This is a genomic window from Mariniphaga sp. (assembly GCF_041687215.1).
Taxonomy (GTDB): Bacteria; Bacteroidota; Bacteroidia; order Bacteroidales; family Prolixibacteraceae; genus Mariniphaga.
This window is the reverse complement of sequence record NZ_JAWLCI010000011.1, coordinates 41771-57282: the sequence shown is the minus strand read 5'-3', so window position 1 is coordinate 57282 and position 15512 is coordinate 41771. Positions and strand designations below refer to the sequence as shown.

Genomic DNA, 15512 nt, shown 5'->3' with positions numbered 1-15512 from the left:
ATAAAATACATTTTCAATGCTTTTGCTTTCAACACAAACTACTGTTGTAATTGCCAGTGTGGCAGTGTTTCTTGGGGTTATTGTACTGCTGGTTGCTATTTTGCTTTTTGCCAAGAAAAAGCTGACTCCATCAGGAGAGGTAAAAATTAAAATTAATGAAGGAGAGCGAGAGATTGTAACCGAGCCCGGAAACACCTTGCTTTCCACATTAAGCAACAATAAAATTTTGCTTCCTTCTGCCTGCGGTGGTGGCGGAACCTGTGCCATGTGCCGTTGCCAGATTCTGGAAGGCGGTGGTTCAATTTTACCTACCGAAACCGACTTCTTCACCCGAAAAGAACAGAATGAAAAATGGAGGTTAGCCTGCCAGGTAAAGGTGAAAGAAGACCTTACAATACAAATTCCGCAGGAAGTGCTGGGCGTAAAAAAATGGGAATGTGAAGTGGTTTCCAATAAAAACGTTGCGACGTTTATTAAAGAATTTGTGGTTAAACTACCTGAAGGCGAAAACCTCAATTTCAAGTCGGGGGGATATATTCAAATCGATGTTCCGAAAATTGAAGTGGATTTTAAAAACATTGAAGTGGACAAAAAATTCCGCGACGAATGGGAAAAATTCGGTATGTTCGATTTACAAATGAAAAACCCGGAACCTACATTCCGTGCCTATTCCATGGCAAACCACCCCGCTGAAGGAGACATTATTATGCTGAACATACGTATTGCCACTCCTCCCTGGGACCGTGCCAATAACGCATTTAAAAAAGTTAACCCGGGTATTTGTTCGTCTTATATTTTTTCAAGAAAACCCGGAGATAAAGTAACAATTTCAGGCCCTTACGGAGAGTTTTTCCTGAATGACAATGACAACGAAATGATGTTTATTGGCGGTGGTGCCGGCATGGCGCCCATGCGTTCGCATCTGTTCCACCTATTCCATACGGTTAAGGAGAAAAAGAAAAAAGTTACGTTCTGGTACGGTGCACGGTCGTGGAAAGAAGTTTTCTACTACGATCAGTTCCGTGATATTGAAAAAAATTATGACAACTTTAATTTTCATCTGGCTCTTTCTGAACCCCTTCCGGAAGATAAGTGGGATGGACCAACAGGATTTATTCACCAGGTTATTTACGACAATTACCTCAGCAAACATGAAGAACCAGAAGAAATTGACTATTACCTCTGCGGTCCACCCATGATGAATGATGCTGTTCAAAAAATGCTCTATAACCTTGGCGTTCCGGACGAAAACGTGAAGTTTGACGATTTTGGAAGCTAAATTTGAAGAAGTACAAAGAATTAAGTACAGAGTATTGAGCAGGAAGATTTGAGAATAAAATTATTGATAAAAAGCCATCCTTAATCTGAAGGGTGGCTTTTTATTTGGCCCAGTCGGGAAAAACTGAAATATCGATTCCAAAAACGAGGGTTCCCCAGAAATACATAACAAGCGTAGCTACAATTATTCCGACTATATTCAATAAAATTCCCGCTTTTACCATCTGTTTAATTTTAATTCGGTTTGTGCCAAAAATAATGGCGTTGGGAGGAGTGGCAACCGGAAGCATAAATGCCAGGGAAGCGGCCAAAGTAGCCGGAACCATTAACAACAACGGATTAATATTAATGGTAACAGCCAATCCGCCCAAAATGGGTAAAATCATTTCGGTGGTAGCAACATTCGAAGTAAGTTCGGTGAGAACTGACATCATGGAAACATTGGCCAGCGTAAGTATTACTGGGTCCATTTTACCCAACCCGGCCAATTGCTCTCCAAACCAAACCGACAAACCGGAATCCACAAATCCCTGGGCCAGAGCAAAACCACCTCCAAAAAGAAGTACAATGCCCCAGGGAATGCGGTTAGCGGTTTCCCAATTCATTAACCGCTCACCTTTTTCAGTTTTAGAGGGAATAATAAATAAGAGCAATGCCATAAAAATAGCCACAGTGCCATCGTTTATAAAAGACGGCGTTTGGAACAACTGCGACCATCCGGGTATTTTAACCGACTGAATTTCGAATCCTGTCCTGAAAATCCAAAGTAATGCTAGTGTGGAAAAAAGCGCGAATACTATTTTTTCTTCAGGTTTGGCGCTGCCCAGCAATTTGTATTCCTTTCTAAAATCATCTAAATGAAGATTTTCCCAATTTTTCTTTGGCCTGAACATAAAATATAACAGTGCCCAGGCAGCAAAAAAAATTAAAATGGTGACTGGCAATGCAAATACAAACCAATCGGCAAAAGAAATCTCTTCCATTTCAGGAAATAGAATACTCGCAATCCGTGCAAACGACAGATTGGGTGGTGTACCAACCAAAGTGGCTATTCCGCCAATTGAGGCTGAGTAAGCAATGGAAAGTAACAACCCCGCTGAATATCTTCTGGTAGCTTTTCTCCCAAGATTTTCCTCCAGTTTCAAAATAATGGAGAGCGCAATGGGAACCATCATCATGGCTGTGGCTGTATTCGACATCCACATCGACAAAAAAGAAGTGGCCAGCATAAAACCCAATAATATCCGGCCTGGGCTAATTCCGAACAAAATAAGAATTCTGAGCGCAATTCGGCGATGCAAATTCCAGCGTTCCATGGCAAATGCCATTATAAACCCTCCAATAAACAAAAAAATGAGATGGTTAAAATACATGGCAGAAACCGTTTTTCCGTCAACAACACCGAATAATGGGAAAAGTGCAACCGGAATGAGCGCTGTTGCTGCAAGCGGAATGGCTTCTGTAATCCACCAAATGGCCATTAAAAGCGCAATGGCAAAGGTGTAGGTTACTTTTTTATTCTCAGGATCGAGGTCAGCAAATAAAACAATGAGCAAACTTATTACCGGCGCTACTATTAACATGATCCTTTGCAGCCGGGAGGTTTTTTTCTTCACAGGTTTTGACATGCAATTCGTATTAGTTTCTTAAAATTCGGATAATATTCGAAAAAACATGCTTCTAAAGTAACAAAAGAATTTTCGTAACTTTGAAAAAAAGCATAAAAATGCAGGAAGCACGTTTTTATCAAAAAGCTGAAGACCATGTGACAAAATGCCTTCTTTGTCCCTGGTATTGCGAATTAAAACCCGGACAAACCGGAATTTGCAAAGTGCGCGAAAATATTGATGGATTGCTTGTTACGCATGTTTACAATCAGGTGGCAGCATTGGGAACAGATCCCATCGAAAAAAAACCGTTGTATCATTTTTTCCCGGGGAAAAATATTCTTTCCATCGGCGAAGTAGGGTGTAATCTGTATTGTTCTTTCTGCCAGAACCATAAAATATCGCAATGCTTTGCAAAGGAATTCAACGATTTTCATGCGGTAACTTCAGAACAGATTTTAAAAACAGCTATGAAAACCAAAAATAACATTGGAGTTGCCTACACTTACAATGAGCCTTTTACCTTTTATGAGTTTATGGTTGACACAGCTAAACTGGTAAAAGAAAAAAATATGAAAAATGTGGTTGTATCAAACGGATACATTAATCCGCAACCTTTAAAACAGATACTTCCCTTAATAGATGCCTTTAATATTGATTTAAAAGCGTTCGACAATGATTTTTACAAAACCTTTACCAGGGGAAAACTCGAACCGGTTTTGGAAACTTTGAAAATAATCGCGGCGCATGGAAATCATCTTGAAATTACAAACCTGGTTATTCCTGGTTTGAACGACAATGACAAAAAATTTGAAGAAATGATAAAATGGATTGCCGGAGAATTAGGTCCGCACATTCCTCTTCATTTGTCGCGCTATTTTCCCCAATATAAACTTGTTTTGCCTCCCACACCAGTTGAAACTTTGAATCACCTGTTTTCCGTTGCCAAACAATATCTGTATCACGTTTACCTCGGAAACGTAAACGATGAAGAGCATGCAACAACCCGATGCCCGAATTGCCATGCATTATTAATTGAACGAAATCATTATCAGACTAAAATTGTACAAAACGGTTTTAAAGGAACCTGCAAAACATGTGGTGCACAAGCCCATGTCATCACTGAATAATTTTCCACTAAAATTTCCTCCGCCCTCCAATAAAACTATAAAGTAAATTTTGTACCTTTTACTCTGATATTATAATTCAATAAAATTTAAATAAAATGACTTACGAAGATTTTACCAACCAGCCTGAATTTCAGCAAATGATGCGCGAAGCTGAAGGATTAAAAGACAAGATTTTTTCAGATGTAATTGACGAAGAAGGCCACCAGTATGTTGACCTGGTTCAGGAAGGCGGAGGTGTTTTGGGAATTGCTCTGGTGGGTTACACCTATATTCTTGAACTTGCCGGAATTCGCTTTTTCCATTTGGCCGGAACCTCTGCCGGAGCCATTAACACCTTGGTACTTGCAGGAATTGATTCCATCGACAAAGAAAAGTCGAAAAAGGTGCTCGATGTTTTGGCCAAACAGGATTTATTTGAGTTTGTTGACGGAGATCCTGCTTTAAAAAATATTGTTCAGCGTGTAATCGACGGAACTCCATTCAAAAGGGTTTTGGGAAAACTGGCCTGGAATTTCAGGAAAGTGAAACAGGCTTTGTTTGTAAACCTTGGATTGAATCCCGGAAAAGCTTTTGAAGAGTGGATTGAAAAAATTCTGATTGAATCGCCCAATAAAATTACAAACATTAAAGACCTTCTTGAAAAAAGGAGCAGTAAATATTACCCTGCCGGCCTTATCAACCGTCGCACAGGAGAAGCAATTACCGACGAAATGGCTTTAACTCATATTATAGCTGCAGATGTTACCACACAATCGAAGGTGTTGTTCCCTAAAATGGGCCATTTGTACTATGGAGAAAAAGTAAATGAAATATCGCCGGCCAAAATGGTTCGCGCTTCCATGTCGGTTCCTTTCTTTTTTGTTCCTTTCGAAATAAAAGATATTCCCAATGCCGGAGAACCGGCTACAGGTGAATGGATTAGACAAACCAATTATTTCGGACCTATTCCTAAAAAAGCAAAATTTGTGGATGGCGGCATGATTTCTAATTTCCCAATCAATGTTTTTCACTCTAAAACCAAAACCATTCCCCGAAAACCCACATTTGGTGTTAAATTAAGCGCCTATCGCGAAATGTTTGCCGATGTGGACGACCTGGGCGGATTTGTTGGGTCGATGATTAGCACCATGCGCCACGACGCCGACAACGAGTTCCTGTTACAAAATCCCGACTTCAGAAAATTGATTTGTTTTATTGATGCCGACAAGGAATTTAACTGGTTAAACTTTAAAATGGAGGACGAAAAGAAAAAGAAATTGTTTTTGCTGGGAGCGAAAAAAGGCCTTGAGTTTATTAAATCATTCGATTGGGAAGGATATAAAAAAGTTCGGGAATAAAATGATGAAACTATTTAAGCCTGAGGTTTTTCAGGGAGATTTAAATAAAAAAAACTATTTCGAAGGATGGTATTTTAAACATGTTGCCAAAAACGGGCAGCATGTTTTTTCATTTATCCCGGGCATTTCGCTGAATAAAACCGACAAACATGCATTTATCCAGTTTATCGATGGAATTTCGGGGCAAACGGCATACGTAAAATATCCGCTTTCGGCATTTCAATATTCAACAAAAAAAATGGAGGTTAATATTGAAAACAACAGGTTTTCCGAAAAAGGAATTGTGCTTCAGATTGACTCACCTGAAATTTCGGTTACTGGGGAAATCAGCTATTCAGAAATGATTAAATTTCCGAAAAGTATGTTTTCTCCCGGAATTATGGGGTGGTACTCATTTGTTCCTTTTATGGAATGTAAACACGGCATTGGTTCGGTTTTGCACCAATTAACCGGAAAACTTGAACTAAACGGCAATGCTGTTGATTTCTCTGATGGCACAGGTTACATCGAAAAAGACTGGGGAACATCCTTCCCTGAATCGTGGATTTGGCTGCACTGCAATACGTTTGACCACCCCAATTGCTCATTCACTTTTTCGGTGGCAAAAATTCCCTGGCTTGGCAGTTTTTTTATCGGGCACATTTGTTTTTTATACCTCAATGGAAAATTTTACCTGTTTGCTACTTATAACAATTCAAAAATCACCAAACTTTCATTTTCAGGAAAAACACTTCAAATTGAAATGCAAAATAAAAAACACAGGTTAAAGGTAACGGCCGTTCAGCAAAACAGTGGAAACTTAAAAGCGCCTGTTACCGGCCAAATGAACCGGATTATTAAAGAAAGTATCGACTCTGAAATAAAACTTGAACTTGCAGATACCAATGGAAAAGTGATTTTTTCAAATCAGGGAAAACACGCCGGAATGGAGCTCATCGAAAAAATTCTTACTTACTTTTAAAACCCGATAAATCAATAATTTTAGTTTACTTTGCATTCAGAAAACAAGATGTTTTTCCCAAACAAGTAAAGAATAAAAATGATTGAATTGAATGAAATTTTCTGAATTAGGCGTACACGACGACATACTCCATGCCATTTCGTACATGGGTTTTAAAAACACAACTCCGATACAGGAGCAAGCGATTCCTGAAATACTTGCAGGAAAAGATATGATTGCCTGCGCCCAAACAGGCACCGGGAAAACGGCAGCATTTGTTATTCCTATTCTCGATTTAATTTTAGAACATCCTGCCGGTGAAACAACTACATTAATTTTAGTTCCCACCCGCGAACTGGCCATGCAAATTGATCAGCAGGTTCAGGGAATTGCATACGGTTTGGGAATTCATTCCATAGCCATTTACGGAGGAAGCGACGGCGACGACTGGGGCCAGCAAAAAAAGGCACTCACCCAGGGTGGCGACATTGTTATTGCCACACCCGGTAAACTTATTGCCCACCTAAACCTGGGATATGTAAAATTTGATACCATAAAATACCTTATTCTCGATGAAGCCGACCGCATGCTCGACATCGGGTTTCATGAAGACATTCTGAAAATCATTTCTTTTTTGCCAAAAAAACGACAAACACTCATGTTTAGCGCAACCATGGCGCCTAAAATCAGAACACTGGCCTCAAAAATTCTGGTTAATCCAAAGGAAATAAACATTTCCATGTCGAAACCGGCTGAAGGAGTTTTGCAGGCAGCTTACCTGTGTTACGAAAACCAAAAGATTGATCTCATTAATCACTTGCTTGCCGATAAACCGGAATATAACAGCATTCTTATTTTTTGTTCCACCAAAGTAAAAGTGAACGAACTGGCCCGGTCGCTGAAAAAAAATAACATGTCGGTTGAACCCATTTCATCTGATTTGGAGCAAACCGATCGGGAAAAAGTACTTCAGGGATTTAAAGCACGCCGAACACGAATTTTGGTTGCAACCGATGTGCTTAGCCGCGGAATCGACATTAAGGAAATTAACCTCATTATCAATTTTGATGTTCCACACGATGCAGAAGACTACGTGCACCGCGTGGGCCGAACTGCCCGTGCCGATGCCACCGGTGTGGCCCTGACTCTGGTGAACGACAAAGACATGGGAAAATTCCAACAGATTGAACAGCTCATTGAGCGGGAAGTAATTAAACTTCCGTTACCTGAAGGTTTGGGTCAGGGCCCAGATTGGAAACCAGGAAAATCATCTGGAAAATTTCGTCGAAAAAAATTCAATAACAGCAAAAAAGGAAAAGACGGAGGAAAAAAATTCAAAAGCCGGCCATCAGGTCAGAAAAACAAATAGCTTCCCAATTAATATTTGCTAATTCTCCATTTTTGGTATTGCCTTCAATTCAAAATATCCTTACCTTTCAAAGCATATATTTTAACCTGCATTATTCATAAATTTTGTTTGTAATGAATGAAATGCAGGTTAATCCCGACTTAGATAGCCTGCCCCGAAGTTGATTCGGGGAAGTTAAACTTTTAAAAAAAGTTTTTACGTAATCTTAGTCGTTGTCGGAGACAGGAATAATTCTTGGATTATTCGGGTTAAGTGAAATTTAAAATTTATGGCATGAAAAAGGTAAAACTCCTTTTATTCATTTTTTTGCTGGCTCCAACCATGAACCAGGTAGTTGCACAAAATGAAACTGACTCAACCTTAGTCAGAATTGAAACCCGCGACGGGAATGAATTTGTTGGCAGAATAACCAGCCAGGATACTGCCAAAGTTGTTCTTTTAACCGAAAATCTTGGAGAAATTTCCATTCTAACCAAAGACATTATTTCTCAAAAAGAAATTTTGCCAAACCAGTATAAGGATGGAGAGCTTTGGTTTCCAAATCCACAGTCAACACGGTATTTTTGGGCTCCCAATGGCTACGGATTAAAAAAAGGAGAAGGATATTACCAAAACATATGGGTACTTTGGAATCAGTTCGCTTATGGAATTACAGATAACTTTTCCATTGGAGCAACAGTTATTCCGCTTTTTTTATTTGGTGGAGGTCCCACACCAGTCTTAATCAACCCGAAATTATCGTTTCCCCTCGAAAAAAATAAATTCAACCTTGGAGCCGGTGCTTTAGCAGGAACAATTTTGGGAGAATCGGATGCAACTTTTGGTATTTTGTATGGGGTTTCAACTTTCGGAACGCCTGATAACAATATAAGTATTGGTTTGGGATATGGTTTTGCAGGAGGTGAATGGGCTTCCAGTCCACTCATTAATTTTTGCGGAATGTTCAGGCTTTCATCCCGGTGGTACTTCCTTTCTGAAAATTACTACATTGGTTTTGCTGAAAGCGGAGGAGGAATAATTAGTGGCGGCGCACGCTGGATTATAAAAAAGGCCGCACTGGACTTTGGGCTGTTCATGCCTGTTGGAGCAGACGCCGGATTGATTGCTATTCCATGGCTCGGTTTTACAATTCCCTTCGGAAATACACACTAATTTTTTAGGTTTTCGATTTTTCAAATGGTATTTTAGCCATCAGAATTAAAAAAATTATGCCATGCTGAAAAGAATTGGTTTTCTTGCGGTAATCCTGTTTTCCTTTTCCTGCAACGCGCAATCCAAAACAGAATTAAAAACAGGTGCCGAACAACCGGAAAACTACATCTATCTACTTCAAAATAAAAAAGTTGGATTGGTAGTAAACCATACCTCGCTTGTTGGAGAAGTTCATCTTATCGATTTTTTACGGGCACAAAACATTGAAGTGGTTAAAATATTCGCTCCCGAGCATGGGTTCCGGGGCGATGCTTCGGCGGGCGAATTAATTAAAGACGGTGTTGACAGTAAAACAGGCGTTCCGGTGGTTTCACTCTACGGCGATACGCGCAAACCTTTGCCGGAACATTTGGCCGATCTCGATTTGCTTATTTTTGACATTCAGGATGTGGGATGCAGGTTTTACACTTACATTTCAACGCTTCACCTTGTAATGGAAGCCTGTGCTGAAAACAATAAACCGCTCGTTGTTTTCGACCGGCCAAACCCCAATGGCGATTATGTTGCAGGTCCGATACTGAAAACTGAATATAAGTCGTTTGTGGGAATGCACCCCATCGCTCTTGTTCATGGATGTACCGTTGGCGAACTGGCTCAAATGATTAATGGTGAAAAATGGCTGGAAAATGAGAAACGGTGTGAGCTTACAATAATTCCAGTGGCCAATTATTCGCATCAGATGGCTTATTCCCTGCCCGTTGCGCCATCGCCTAATCTACCCAACGATTTGGCAGTACGGCTCTATCCTTCCCTCTGTTTTTTCGAAGCAACCAGCGTAAGTGTTGGGCGTGGTACCGATTTTCCTTTTCAGGTATTGGGTGGGTTAAAACCAGAACTGGGAGATTTCAGCTTTACTCCCCGAAGTATTCCTAACGCAGCCCTAAAACCGCTCAACGAGGGAAAAGTTTGTTATGGTGCTGATTTAAGACAACTCGAAGAAGTACCACAATTTACACTGAAATTCTTTCTTGATTTTTACCAGAAGTATGAGAACGAAGAAGAATTTCTTACCCGCGAACGCTGGTTAAACCTGCTTGCCGGAACAGATAAACTCATTCAGCAAATCAGGCAAGGGCTTTCCGAGGCAGAAATTGTACAAAGCTGGCAGCCCGAACTGGAAAAATATAAACGAATAAGAAAAAAATATTTACTCTATCCCGATTTTGAATAGTTATGAATCCCTACCTCGTTCTAAGTCTTGTATTAGGTTATTTTTTAGTATTGGTTGGCATATCCTGGCTTACCTCGCGAGATGCTGATACCCAGGCATTTTTTACAGCCAACCGAAAATCGCCCTGGTTCCTTGTTGCCTTTGGCATGGTTGGGGCAACTCTTTCGGGAGTAACGTTTATTTCTGTACCCGGCGAAGTGGGCAATTCAGCTTTTTCCTATTTGCAATTTATTTTTGGAAACATTGTCGGGTACTGGCTTGTGGCTGGAATTTTACTCCCGCTCTATTACAGGCTCAACCTGGTTTCCATCTATTCGTTTCTAGACCAGCGTTTCGGAAATTCATCCTACAAAACCGGTTCGTTTTTCTTCCTTATTTCAAAACTTATTGGCGCTGCATTTCGGTTGTATTTGGTAGCTACGGTATTGCAAATTGCATTTTTCGATACGTTCAATATTCCCTTTTCAATAACTGTTTTGGTTACTATTGCCCTAATATGGGTTTACACGTTTAAAGGCGGAATAAAAACCATAGTTTGGACAGATACACTGCAAACTCTTTTTCTGGTGAGTGCCGTAATATTTACCATCATATCAATAAGCCGCTCACTTAATCTCGATTTTTTTTCACTTGCTGAACGAATTTCTGCTGAACCAACTTCGAAAATATTCTTTTGGGACTGGCGCAGTGGGAATAATTTTTTCAAGCAATTTTTTGCCGGAATGTTTATAACCATTGTTATGGTTGGGATGGACCAGGACATGATGCAAAAAAACCTAACTTGTAAAAACAAAAAAGAGGCGCAAAAAAACATGGTAGTTTTCAGTTTATCGTTTTTGGCGGCTGTTTTTCTTTTCCTTTGCCTGGGGGTTTTACTGTATATTTTTGCCCATGAAACCGGTATTCAAATTCCTGAAAATACGGATGACTTGTATCCGTTAATTGCACTGAACCATTTAAGTTTAGCGGTTGGCATTGCATTTCTGTTGGGAATTACTGCGGCAGCATATTCCAGTGCCGACTCGGCACTAACTGCGCTGACCACCTCATTTAGTGTTGATTTCTTAAAAATTGATAAATACGAAGAGACACAAAGAAGACGCATTAAAAAAAGGGCACACCTGCTGTTTTCCGTTTTACTGGCAGCAATAATTTTGGTGTTCAGGGCCATCAGCAACGAAAGTGTGGTAGTTGCAGTTTTTACAGTGGCTGGTTATACCTATGGGCCAATTCTGGGTTTGTTTGTGTTTGGCATGTACACCAAAAAAAATATTAAAGATAAATGGGTTCCGGTTGTAGCAATAATTTCACCCGTTTTGTGCTATGTTATTTCTGTCTATTCTGAAGTACTTTTTCACGGGTACAAATTCGGATTTGAACTTTTAATCCTAAACGGCTTATTAACATGTTTAGGATTGTGGGTCATTTCAAAAAAATGAATTAAAATATGAATAGTTGCAAATAAATGTTAAATTTTGTAAATTGATTTGTTATATTTGCAGAATAAGATGGCATAAAATCCGTTGTAGCATTAAAAACTGGGGAATTGAAAAGGTATCTGCTTCAAATATTGCTTGTGGCTTTCGTGGCTTTTTCGCTGTTTTCATGCGAAGATGAGGGATATTTGAATTCACCCGATGCACAACTTAGGTTTTCTGTTGATACGGTAATGTTTGATACCATTTTCACGACCATTGGTTCAACAACTCAAAATCTGAAAATATACAATCCTTACGACGAAAATATTCTTATTGGCCGTATTCGGGTTGCCGGAGGCGAATTTTCAAATTTCAGGCTGAATGTAAACGGAGAATCTTCCAATGAAGTTTATGAAGTAGAAGTACCTGCGCGCGATAGTATTTTTATTTTTGTGGAAGTTACCATTGATCCAAATGGACAAAACCTGCCCATGGTTGTTCAGGATTCAATAGAATTTACAACCAATACAACCCGGCAAAACATTAAACTGATTGCCTATGGTCAGGATTTTAAACTGATTAAAAGCGAAAACATTGGCACAACAACCTGGACTGCAGAAAAGCCTTACCTGGTTTACGATTATGCTTATGTTGACAGCACTTCAACTTTAACCATTGAGCCAGGTACCAGAATTTATTTTCACAAAGATGCTGGACTTTATGTAAGGGGAAATGTGATTGCAGAGGGGAATTTTCAAAACCAGATACTTTTTACTGCTGACAGGCTCGAAGATACTTACAAAAACATACCAGACCAGTGGAACGGAATTATTCTCTTTTCGGGCAGCCACGATAATGTATTCAATTTCACCAACATTAAAAATGCGAATATTGGATTGCAGGTAGGAACAATTGAAGATGAAGGTTACGCCACGCTCGAACTTTCAAACTCAAAAATTGAAAACATGGCCTATGCCGGATTATTTGCCATGAAATCAAAAATTTCGGGGTACAACAACGTAATTGCAAATTGCGGTTTCTATGCTGCTGCATTGCTGGTTGGCGGAGAATATGAATTTTACCATACCACCATTGCCAATTACTGGGGTGGATATACTTCACGGGTGCGAAAAACGGCGTCATTGGTACTTTCCAACGCATTGGTCATTGAATCGGCAGATGGTTCAAAAGTGACACATACCGGAGATTTGGAAAAGGCATTTTTTGGAAACAGCATTATTTACGGGAATAACCAGATGGAAATAGAATTGGGCAAAAACGAAGAAAAAGCCTTTAATTATTTCTTTGACCATTGTATTATACAGGTTCCCGACACATTTAATACCTCAAATAAAGACCATTACAAAAATGTATGGAAAGGCGAAGAATTCAATCCACTGTTTATGGATCCGTATGATGATTATATTTATGAATTGGATACCCTCTCGGCTGCAAAAGACATCGGAAATCCTGATTATGGCAAATTATTCCCCACGGATATTCTGAATAAAGACCGACTTTCTGACGACGGCCCCGACCTTGGCGCTTATGAGCGAATTGAAAAAAAGGATGAAAAATAAAGTTTTCCTGTTTTGCCTGTTTATTCTTTTCGCTGGCAAAACTTTTCCGCAACAACATTCAAACGAAACAACTATTCTCTTTTACAATGTTGAAAATCTTTTCGATTTAAAAGATAATCCCGAAACAAATGATGATGAATTTACTCCGAACGGAGACCGGCGATGGACATTCAATAGATTTAACAAGAAACTTCAGAATATTTCAAAAGTAATATTAAGCTCATCAGGATGGAATCCGCCTAAACTTGTGGCACTTTGCGAGATTGAAAACCGCTTTGTGCTGGAAAAGTTAATCAGCGAAACACCATTAAAATCTTTTCCCTATAAAATCATTCACAAAGAATCGCTAGATTTTAGGGGAATTGATGTTGGGCTTTTATATAATGAAAATGAATTCTATCCACTGGAGTACAAATATATACCATTGCAGCTTGACAATGATTCGGTGTTGAATTCAAGGGAAATTTTGTATGTTTCAGGTATTGTAAACAAAACTGATACCTTGCATATTTTCGTCAATCACTGGCCTTCGAGGTATTCGGGGCTGCTTGAAAGTCAGTTACATAGAAATCTTGCAGCACATATTTTACGATCTGAATTTGAAATTCTGCAAAAAAAGCACAAAAAACCCAACATTGTAATTGTTGGCGATTTTAACGACCAGCCTTCTGATGAAAGCGTTTCTATTCATCTGGGTGCCGAAGAATATTCAGAGAAAAACCTTGATTATAATGAAACCCAAATTTACAATCTTTCCTATTCGTGGATGAATCAGGAACCGGGGACTTTGAAATACCAGTCGCAATGGTCTGTTTTTGACCAGATAATGGTTTCAGGAAATTTACTGAAAAGCGAAAATAATATGTTTACCCGGCCGGAGTGGGCAAAAATCGTTCAATTACCTTTTCTCCTGGAAAAAGATGAACGATATGGCGGAATAAAAACAAACCGAACATACATTGGATTTCGTTACAATGGAGGATTTAGCGACCATTTGCCAGTTTTGTTAAAATTGCAAAACAATCCTTAATATACGGGTGTCAAACCCAGTTCCTCAGCCTTTTTCAGCATAAAAGCAAATGCTTCGTCATAGTTATTCCTTATCTCCCCATCGAGGATGGCCTCTTTAATCGCATCTTTAATCAGACCAACTTCGCGACTGGGCGACAGGCCAAATTTTTCCATAATTAACTCACCCGAAATGGGAGGCTGAAAATTTCGAATGGCGTCCTTTTCCTCAATCTCTCTGAGCTTCCGGCGCACAATTTTAAAATTTTTCATGTAACGCTTTACCTTCTCCGGATTTTTGGAGGTGATATCAGCTTCGCATAAAGTCATCAGATCGTCAATATCATCGCCGGCTTCAAAAAGCAAACGCCGAACAGCAGAATCAGATACTTCCTCTTCTGAGAGAACAATGGGTCGCATGTGTAACTTTACCATTTTCTGAACATACTTCATTTTCTCGTTGAGTGGAAGTTTTAATCTGCGGAAAATTTTGGGAATCATTTTAACTCCTACAAAATTATGGGCATGAAAAGTCCAGCCCTGCCCTTCTATAAATTTTTTGGTAGCTGGTTTGGCAATGTCGTGCAACAATGCCGACCACCGTAACCAAAGATTATCAGTATGCGGAACAATGCGATCGAGCACTTCAAGTGTATGGTAAAAATTATCCTTATGTCCGGTTCCTTTTACTATATCAACTCCCTTCATCTGTTGTAATTCGGGGAAAATAATGTTTAACAATCCAGTCTCGTCCAGTAATTTAAACCCAACAGAGGGTTTTTTTGCCATCATAATTTTATTCAGCTCATCAGCAATCCGCTCAGATGAAACGATTTTTATTCGATCACGGTTTGCTGCAATGGCCTGCAGTGTAGTTGCTTCAATTTCAAAATCCAGTTGGGTAGAGAATCTGATGGCACGCATCATTCGCAACGGATCATCCGAAAATGTAATATTGGGATCGAGCGGAGTCCGGATAATTTTTTCTTCCATGTCTTTCAACCCGTTAAATGGATCTGAAAGTTCCCCAAAATTTTCTTTGTTTAAACTTAGAGCCAACGCATTAATGGTAAAATCACGGCGGTTTTGATCATCTTCAAGCGTACCATTTTCCACAATTGGTTTTCGTGAATCGCTGCGGTAAGATTCCTTGCGGGCTCCAACAAACTCAATTTCGAAATTGCGGTATTTTAATTGAGCTGTACCGAAATTCTTAAAAACAGTAACATTAGGTCTTGGTTTTAAATTTCGGGCAATATGTTCAGCCAGTTCAATACCACTACCCAAAGTTACAATATCAATGTCCTTGGAACGCCTGTTCAGGAACAAATCCCGCACGTAACCTCCTATCACATAGGTTTCCTGGCCTATTTGTTCAGCACCATTAGCTATATATTCAAATATTTTATCTTTTAGTTTATGCTTCATTTTTCTGACAAAAAAGTATTCAAAAAAAAAATTT

12 protein-coding genes are annotated in these 15512 nt (G+C 39.4%); 10 read left to right on the top strand and 2 right to left on the bottom strand.

Going from position 1 to position 15512, the window contains the following annotated elements; translation table 11 throughout:
• Positions 1-16 precede the first annotated feature (16 nt).
• The gene (gene nqrF / locus ACESMA_RS06440) at positions 17-1279 is read left to right on the top strand and encodes an NADH:ubiquinone reductase (Na(+)-transporting) subunit F (RefSeq protein WP_372947957.1); all 1263 of its coding nucleotides are present in this window, start codon (positions 17-19) and stop codon (positions 1277-1279) included.
• Between the two features lie 100 nt (positions 1280-1379).
• On the opposite strand, the gene ACESMA_RS06435 is transcribed toward nqrF, so the two are convergent.
• Positions 1380-2894 (bottom strand): SLC13 family permease, encoded by a 1515-nt coding sequence (locus ACESMA_RS06435; protein ID WP_372947956.1) that lies wholly within the window; start codon positions 2892-2894, stop codon positions 1380-1382.
• Between the two features lie 110 nt (positions 2895-3004).
• Here ACESMA_RS06435 and amrS point away from each other — a divergent pair, with 110 nt between their 5' ends.
• The 9 genes from amrS (at position 3005) to ACESMA_RS06390 (ending at position 14072) form a co-directional block, all read left to right on the top strand.
• Positions 3005-4015, top strand: a complete 1011-nt coding sequence (gene amrS / locus ACESMA_RS06430; protein WP_372947955.1) for an AmmeMemoRadiSam system radical SAM enzyme — start codon at positions 3005-3007, stop codon at positions 4013-4015.
• Positions 4016-4110: 95 nt separating this feature from the next.
• Positions 4111-5352: a patatin-like phospholipase family protein gene (locus ACESMA_RS06425; RefSeq protein ID WP_372947954.1), complete on the top strand. Its 1242-nt coding sequence runs from the start codon at positions 4111-4113 to the stop codon at positions 5350-5352.
• 1 nt (position 5353) lies between these two features.
• Positions 5354-6313 carry a tocopherol cyclase family protein gene (locus ACESMA_RS06420; RefSeq protein ID WP_372947953.1) on the top strand — a complete coding sequence of 320 codons (960 nt, stop codon included), beginning with the start codon at positions 5354-5356 and terminating at the stop codon, positions 6311-6313.
• 91 nt (positions 6314-6404) lie between these two features.
• Entirely contained in the window at positions 6405-7661 is a 1257-nt protein-coding gene (locus tag ACESMA_RS06415) for a DEAD/DEAH box helicase (protein ID WP_372947952.1), read from the top strand.
• A 273-nt stretch (positions 7662-7934) separates the two neighbouring features.
• Complete coding sequence (locus ACESMA_RS06410) at positions 7935-8813, top strand: hypothetical protein (protein ID WP_372947951.1); 879 nt, start codon at positions 7935-7937, stop codon at positions 8811-8813.
• Between the two features lie 61 nt (positions 8814-8874).
• On the top strand, positions 8875-10044 hold the full coding sequence (locus tag ACESMA_RS06405) for an exo-beta-N-acetylmuramidase NamZ domain-containing protein (RefSeq protein ID WP_372947950.1): 1170 nt from the start codon (positions 8875-8877) through the stop codon (positions 10042-10044).
• Positions 10045-10046: 2 nt separating this feature from the next.
• Positions 10047-11483, top strand: a complete 1437-nt coding sequence (locus ACESMA_RS06400; protein WP_372947949.1) for a sodium:solute symporter — start codon at positions 10047-10049, stop codon at positions 11481-11483.
• A gap of 107 nt (positions 11484-11590) precedes the next feature.
• Positions 11591-13042, top strand: coding sequence for a hypothetical protein (locus ACESMA_RS06395; RefSeq protein ID WP_372947948.1), 1452 nt, complete (start codon positions 11591-11593; stop codon positions 13040-13042).
• A complete protein-coding gene (locus ACESMA_RS06390; RefSeq protein ID WP_372947947.1) occupies positions 13032-14072 on the top strand; it encodes an endonuclease in 1041 nt (346 codons plus the stop codon). Before ACESMA_RS06395 ends, ACESMA_RS06390 begins: the two co-directional genes overlap by 11 nt.
• Here the strand turns inward: ACESMA_RS06390 and ACESMA_RS06385 are convergent.
• Complete coding sequence (locus ACESMA_RS06385) at positions 14069-15478, bottom strand: CCA tRNA nucleotidyltransferase (protein ID WP_372947946.1); 1410 nt, start codon at positions 15476-15478, stop codon at positions 14069-14071. The genes ACESMA_RS06390 and ACESMA_RS06385 overlap by 4 nt on opposite strands.
• Positions 15479-15512: the final 34 nt, after the last annotated feature.

Bases quoted from the DNA above. Each gene is read 5' to 3' on its own strand.
- amrS (WP_372947955.1), top strand. From the start codon at position 3,005: ATGCAGGAAGCACGTTTTTATCAAAAAGCTGAAGACCATGTGACAAAA.
- ACESMA_RS06385 (WP_372947946.1), bottom strand. From the start codon at position 15,478: ATGAAGCATAAACTAAAAGATAAAATATTTGAATATATAGCTAATGGT.
- ACESMA_RS06425 (WP_372947954.1), top strand. From the start codon at position 4,111: ATGACTTACGAAGATTTTACCAACCAGCCTGAATTTCAGCAAATGATG.
- ACESMA_RS06410 (WP_372947951.1), top strand. From the start codon at position 7,935: ATGAAAAAGGTAAAACTCCTTTTATTCATTTTTTTGCTGGCTCCAACC.
- ACESMA_RS06405 (WP_372947950.1), top strand. From the start codon at position 8,875: ATGCTGAAAAGAATTGGTTTTCTTGCGGTAATCCTGTTTTCCTTTTCC.
- ACESMA_RS06390 (WP_372947947.1), top strand. From the start codon at position 13,032: ATGAAAAATAAAGTTTTCCTGTTTTGCCTGTTTATTCTTTTCGCTGGC.
- ACESMA_RS06415 (WP_372947952.1), top strand. From the start codon at position 6,405: ATGAAATTTTCTGAATTAGGCGTACACGACGACATACTCCATGCCATT.
- nqrF (WP_372947957.1), top strand. From the start codon at position 17: ATGCTTTTGCTTTCAACACAAACTACTGTTGTAATTGCCAGTGTGGCA.
- ACESMA_RS06400 (WP_372947949.1), top strand. From the start codon at position 10,047: ATGAATCCCTACCTCGTTCTAAGTCTTGTATTAGGTTATTTTTTAGTA.
- ACESMA_RS06420 (WP_372947953.1), top strand. From the start codon at position 5,354: ATGATGAAACTATTTAAGCCTGAGGTTTTTCAGGGAGATTTAAATAAA.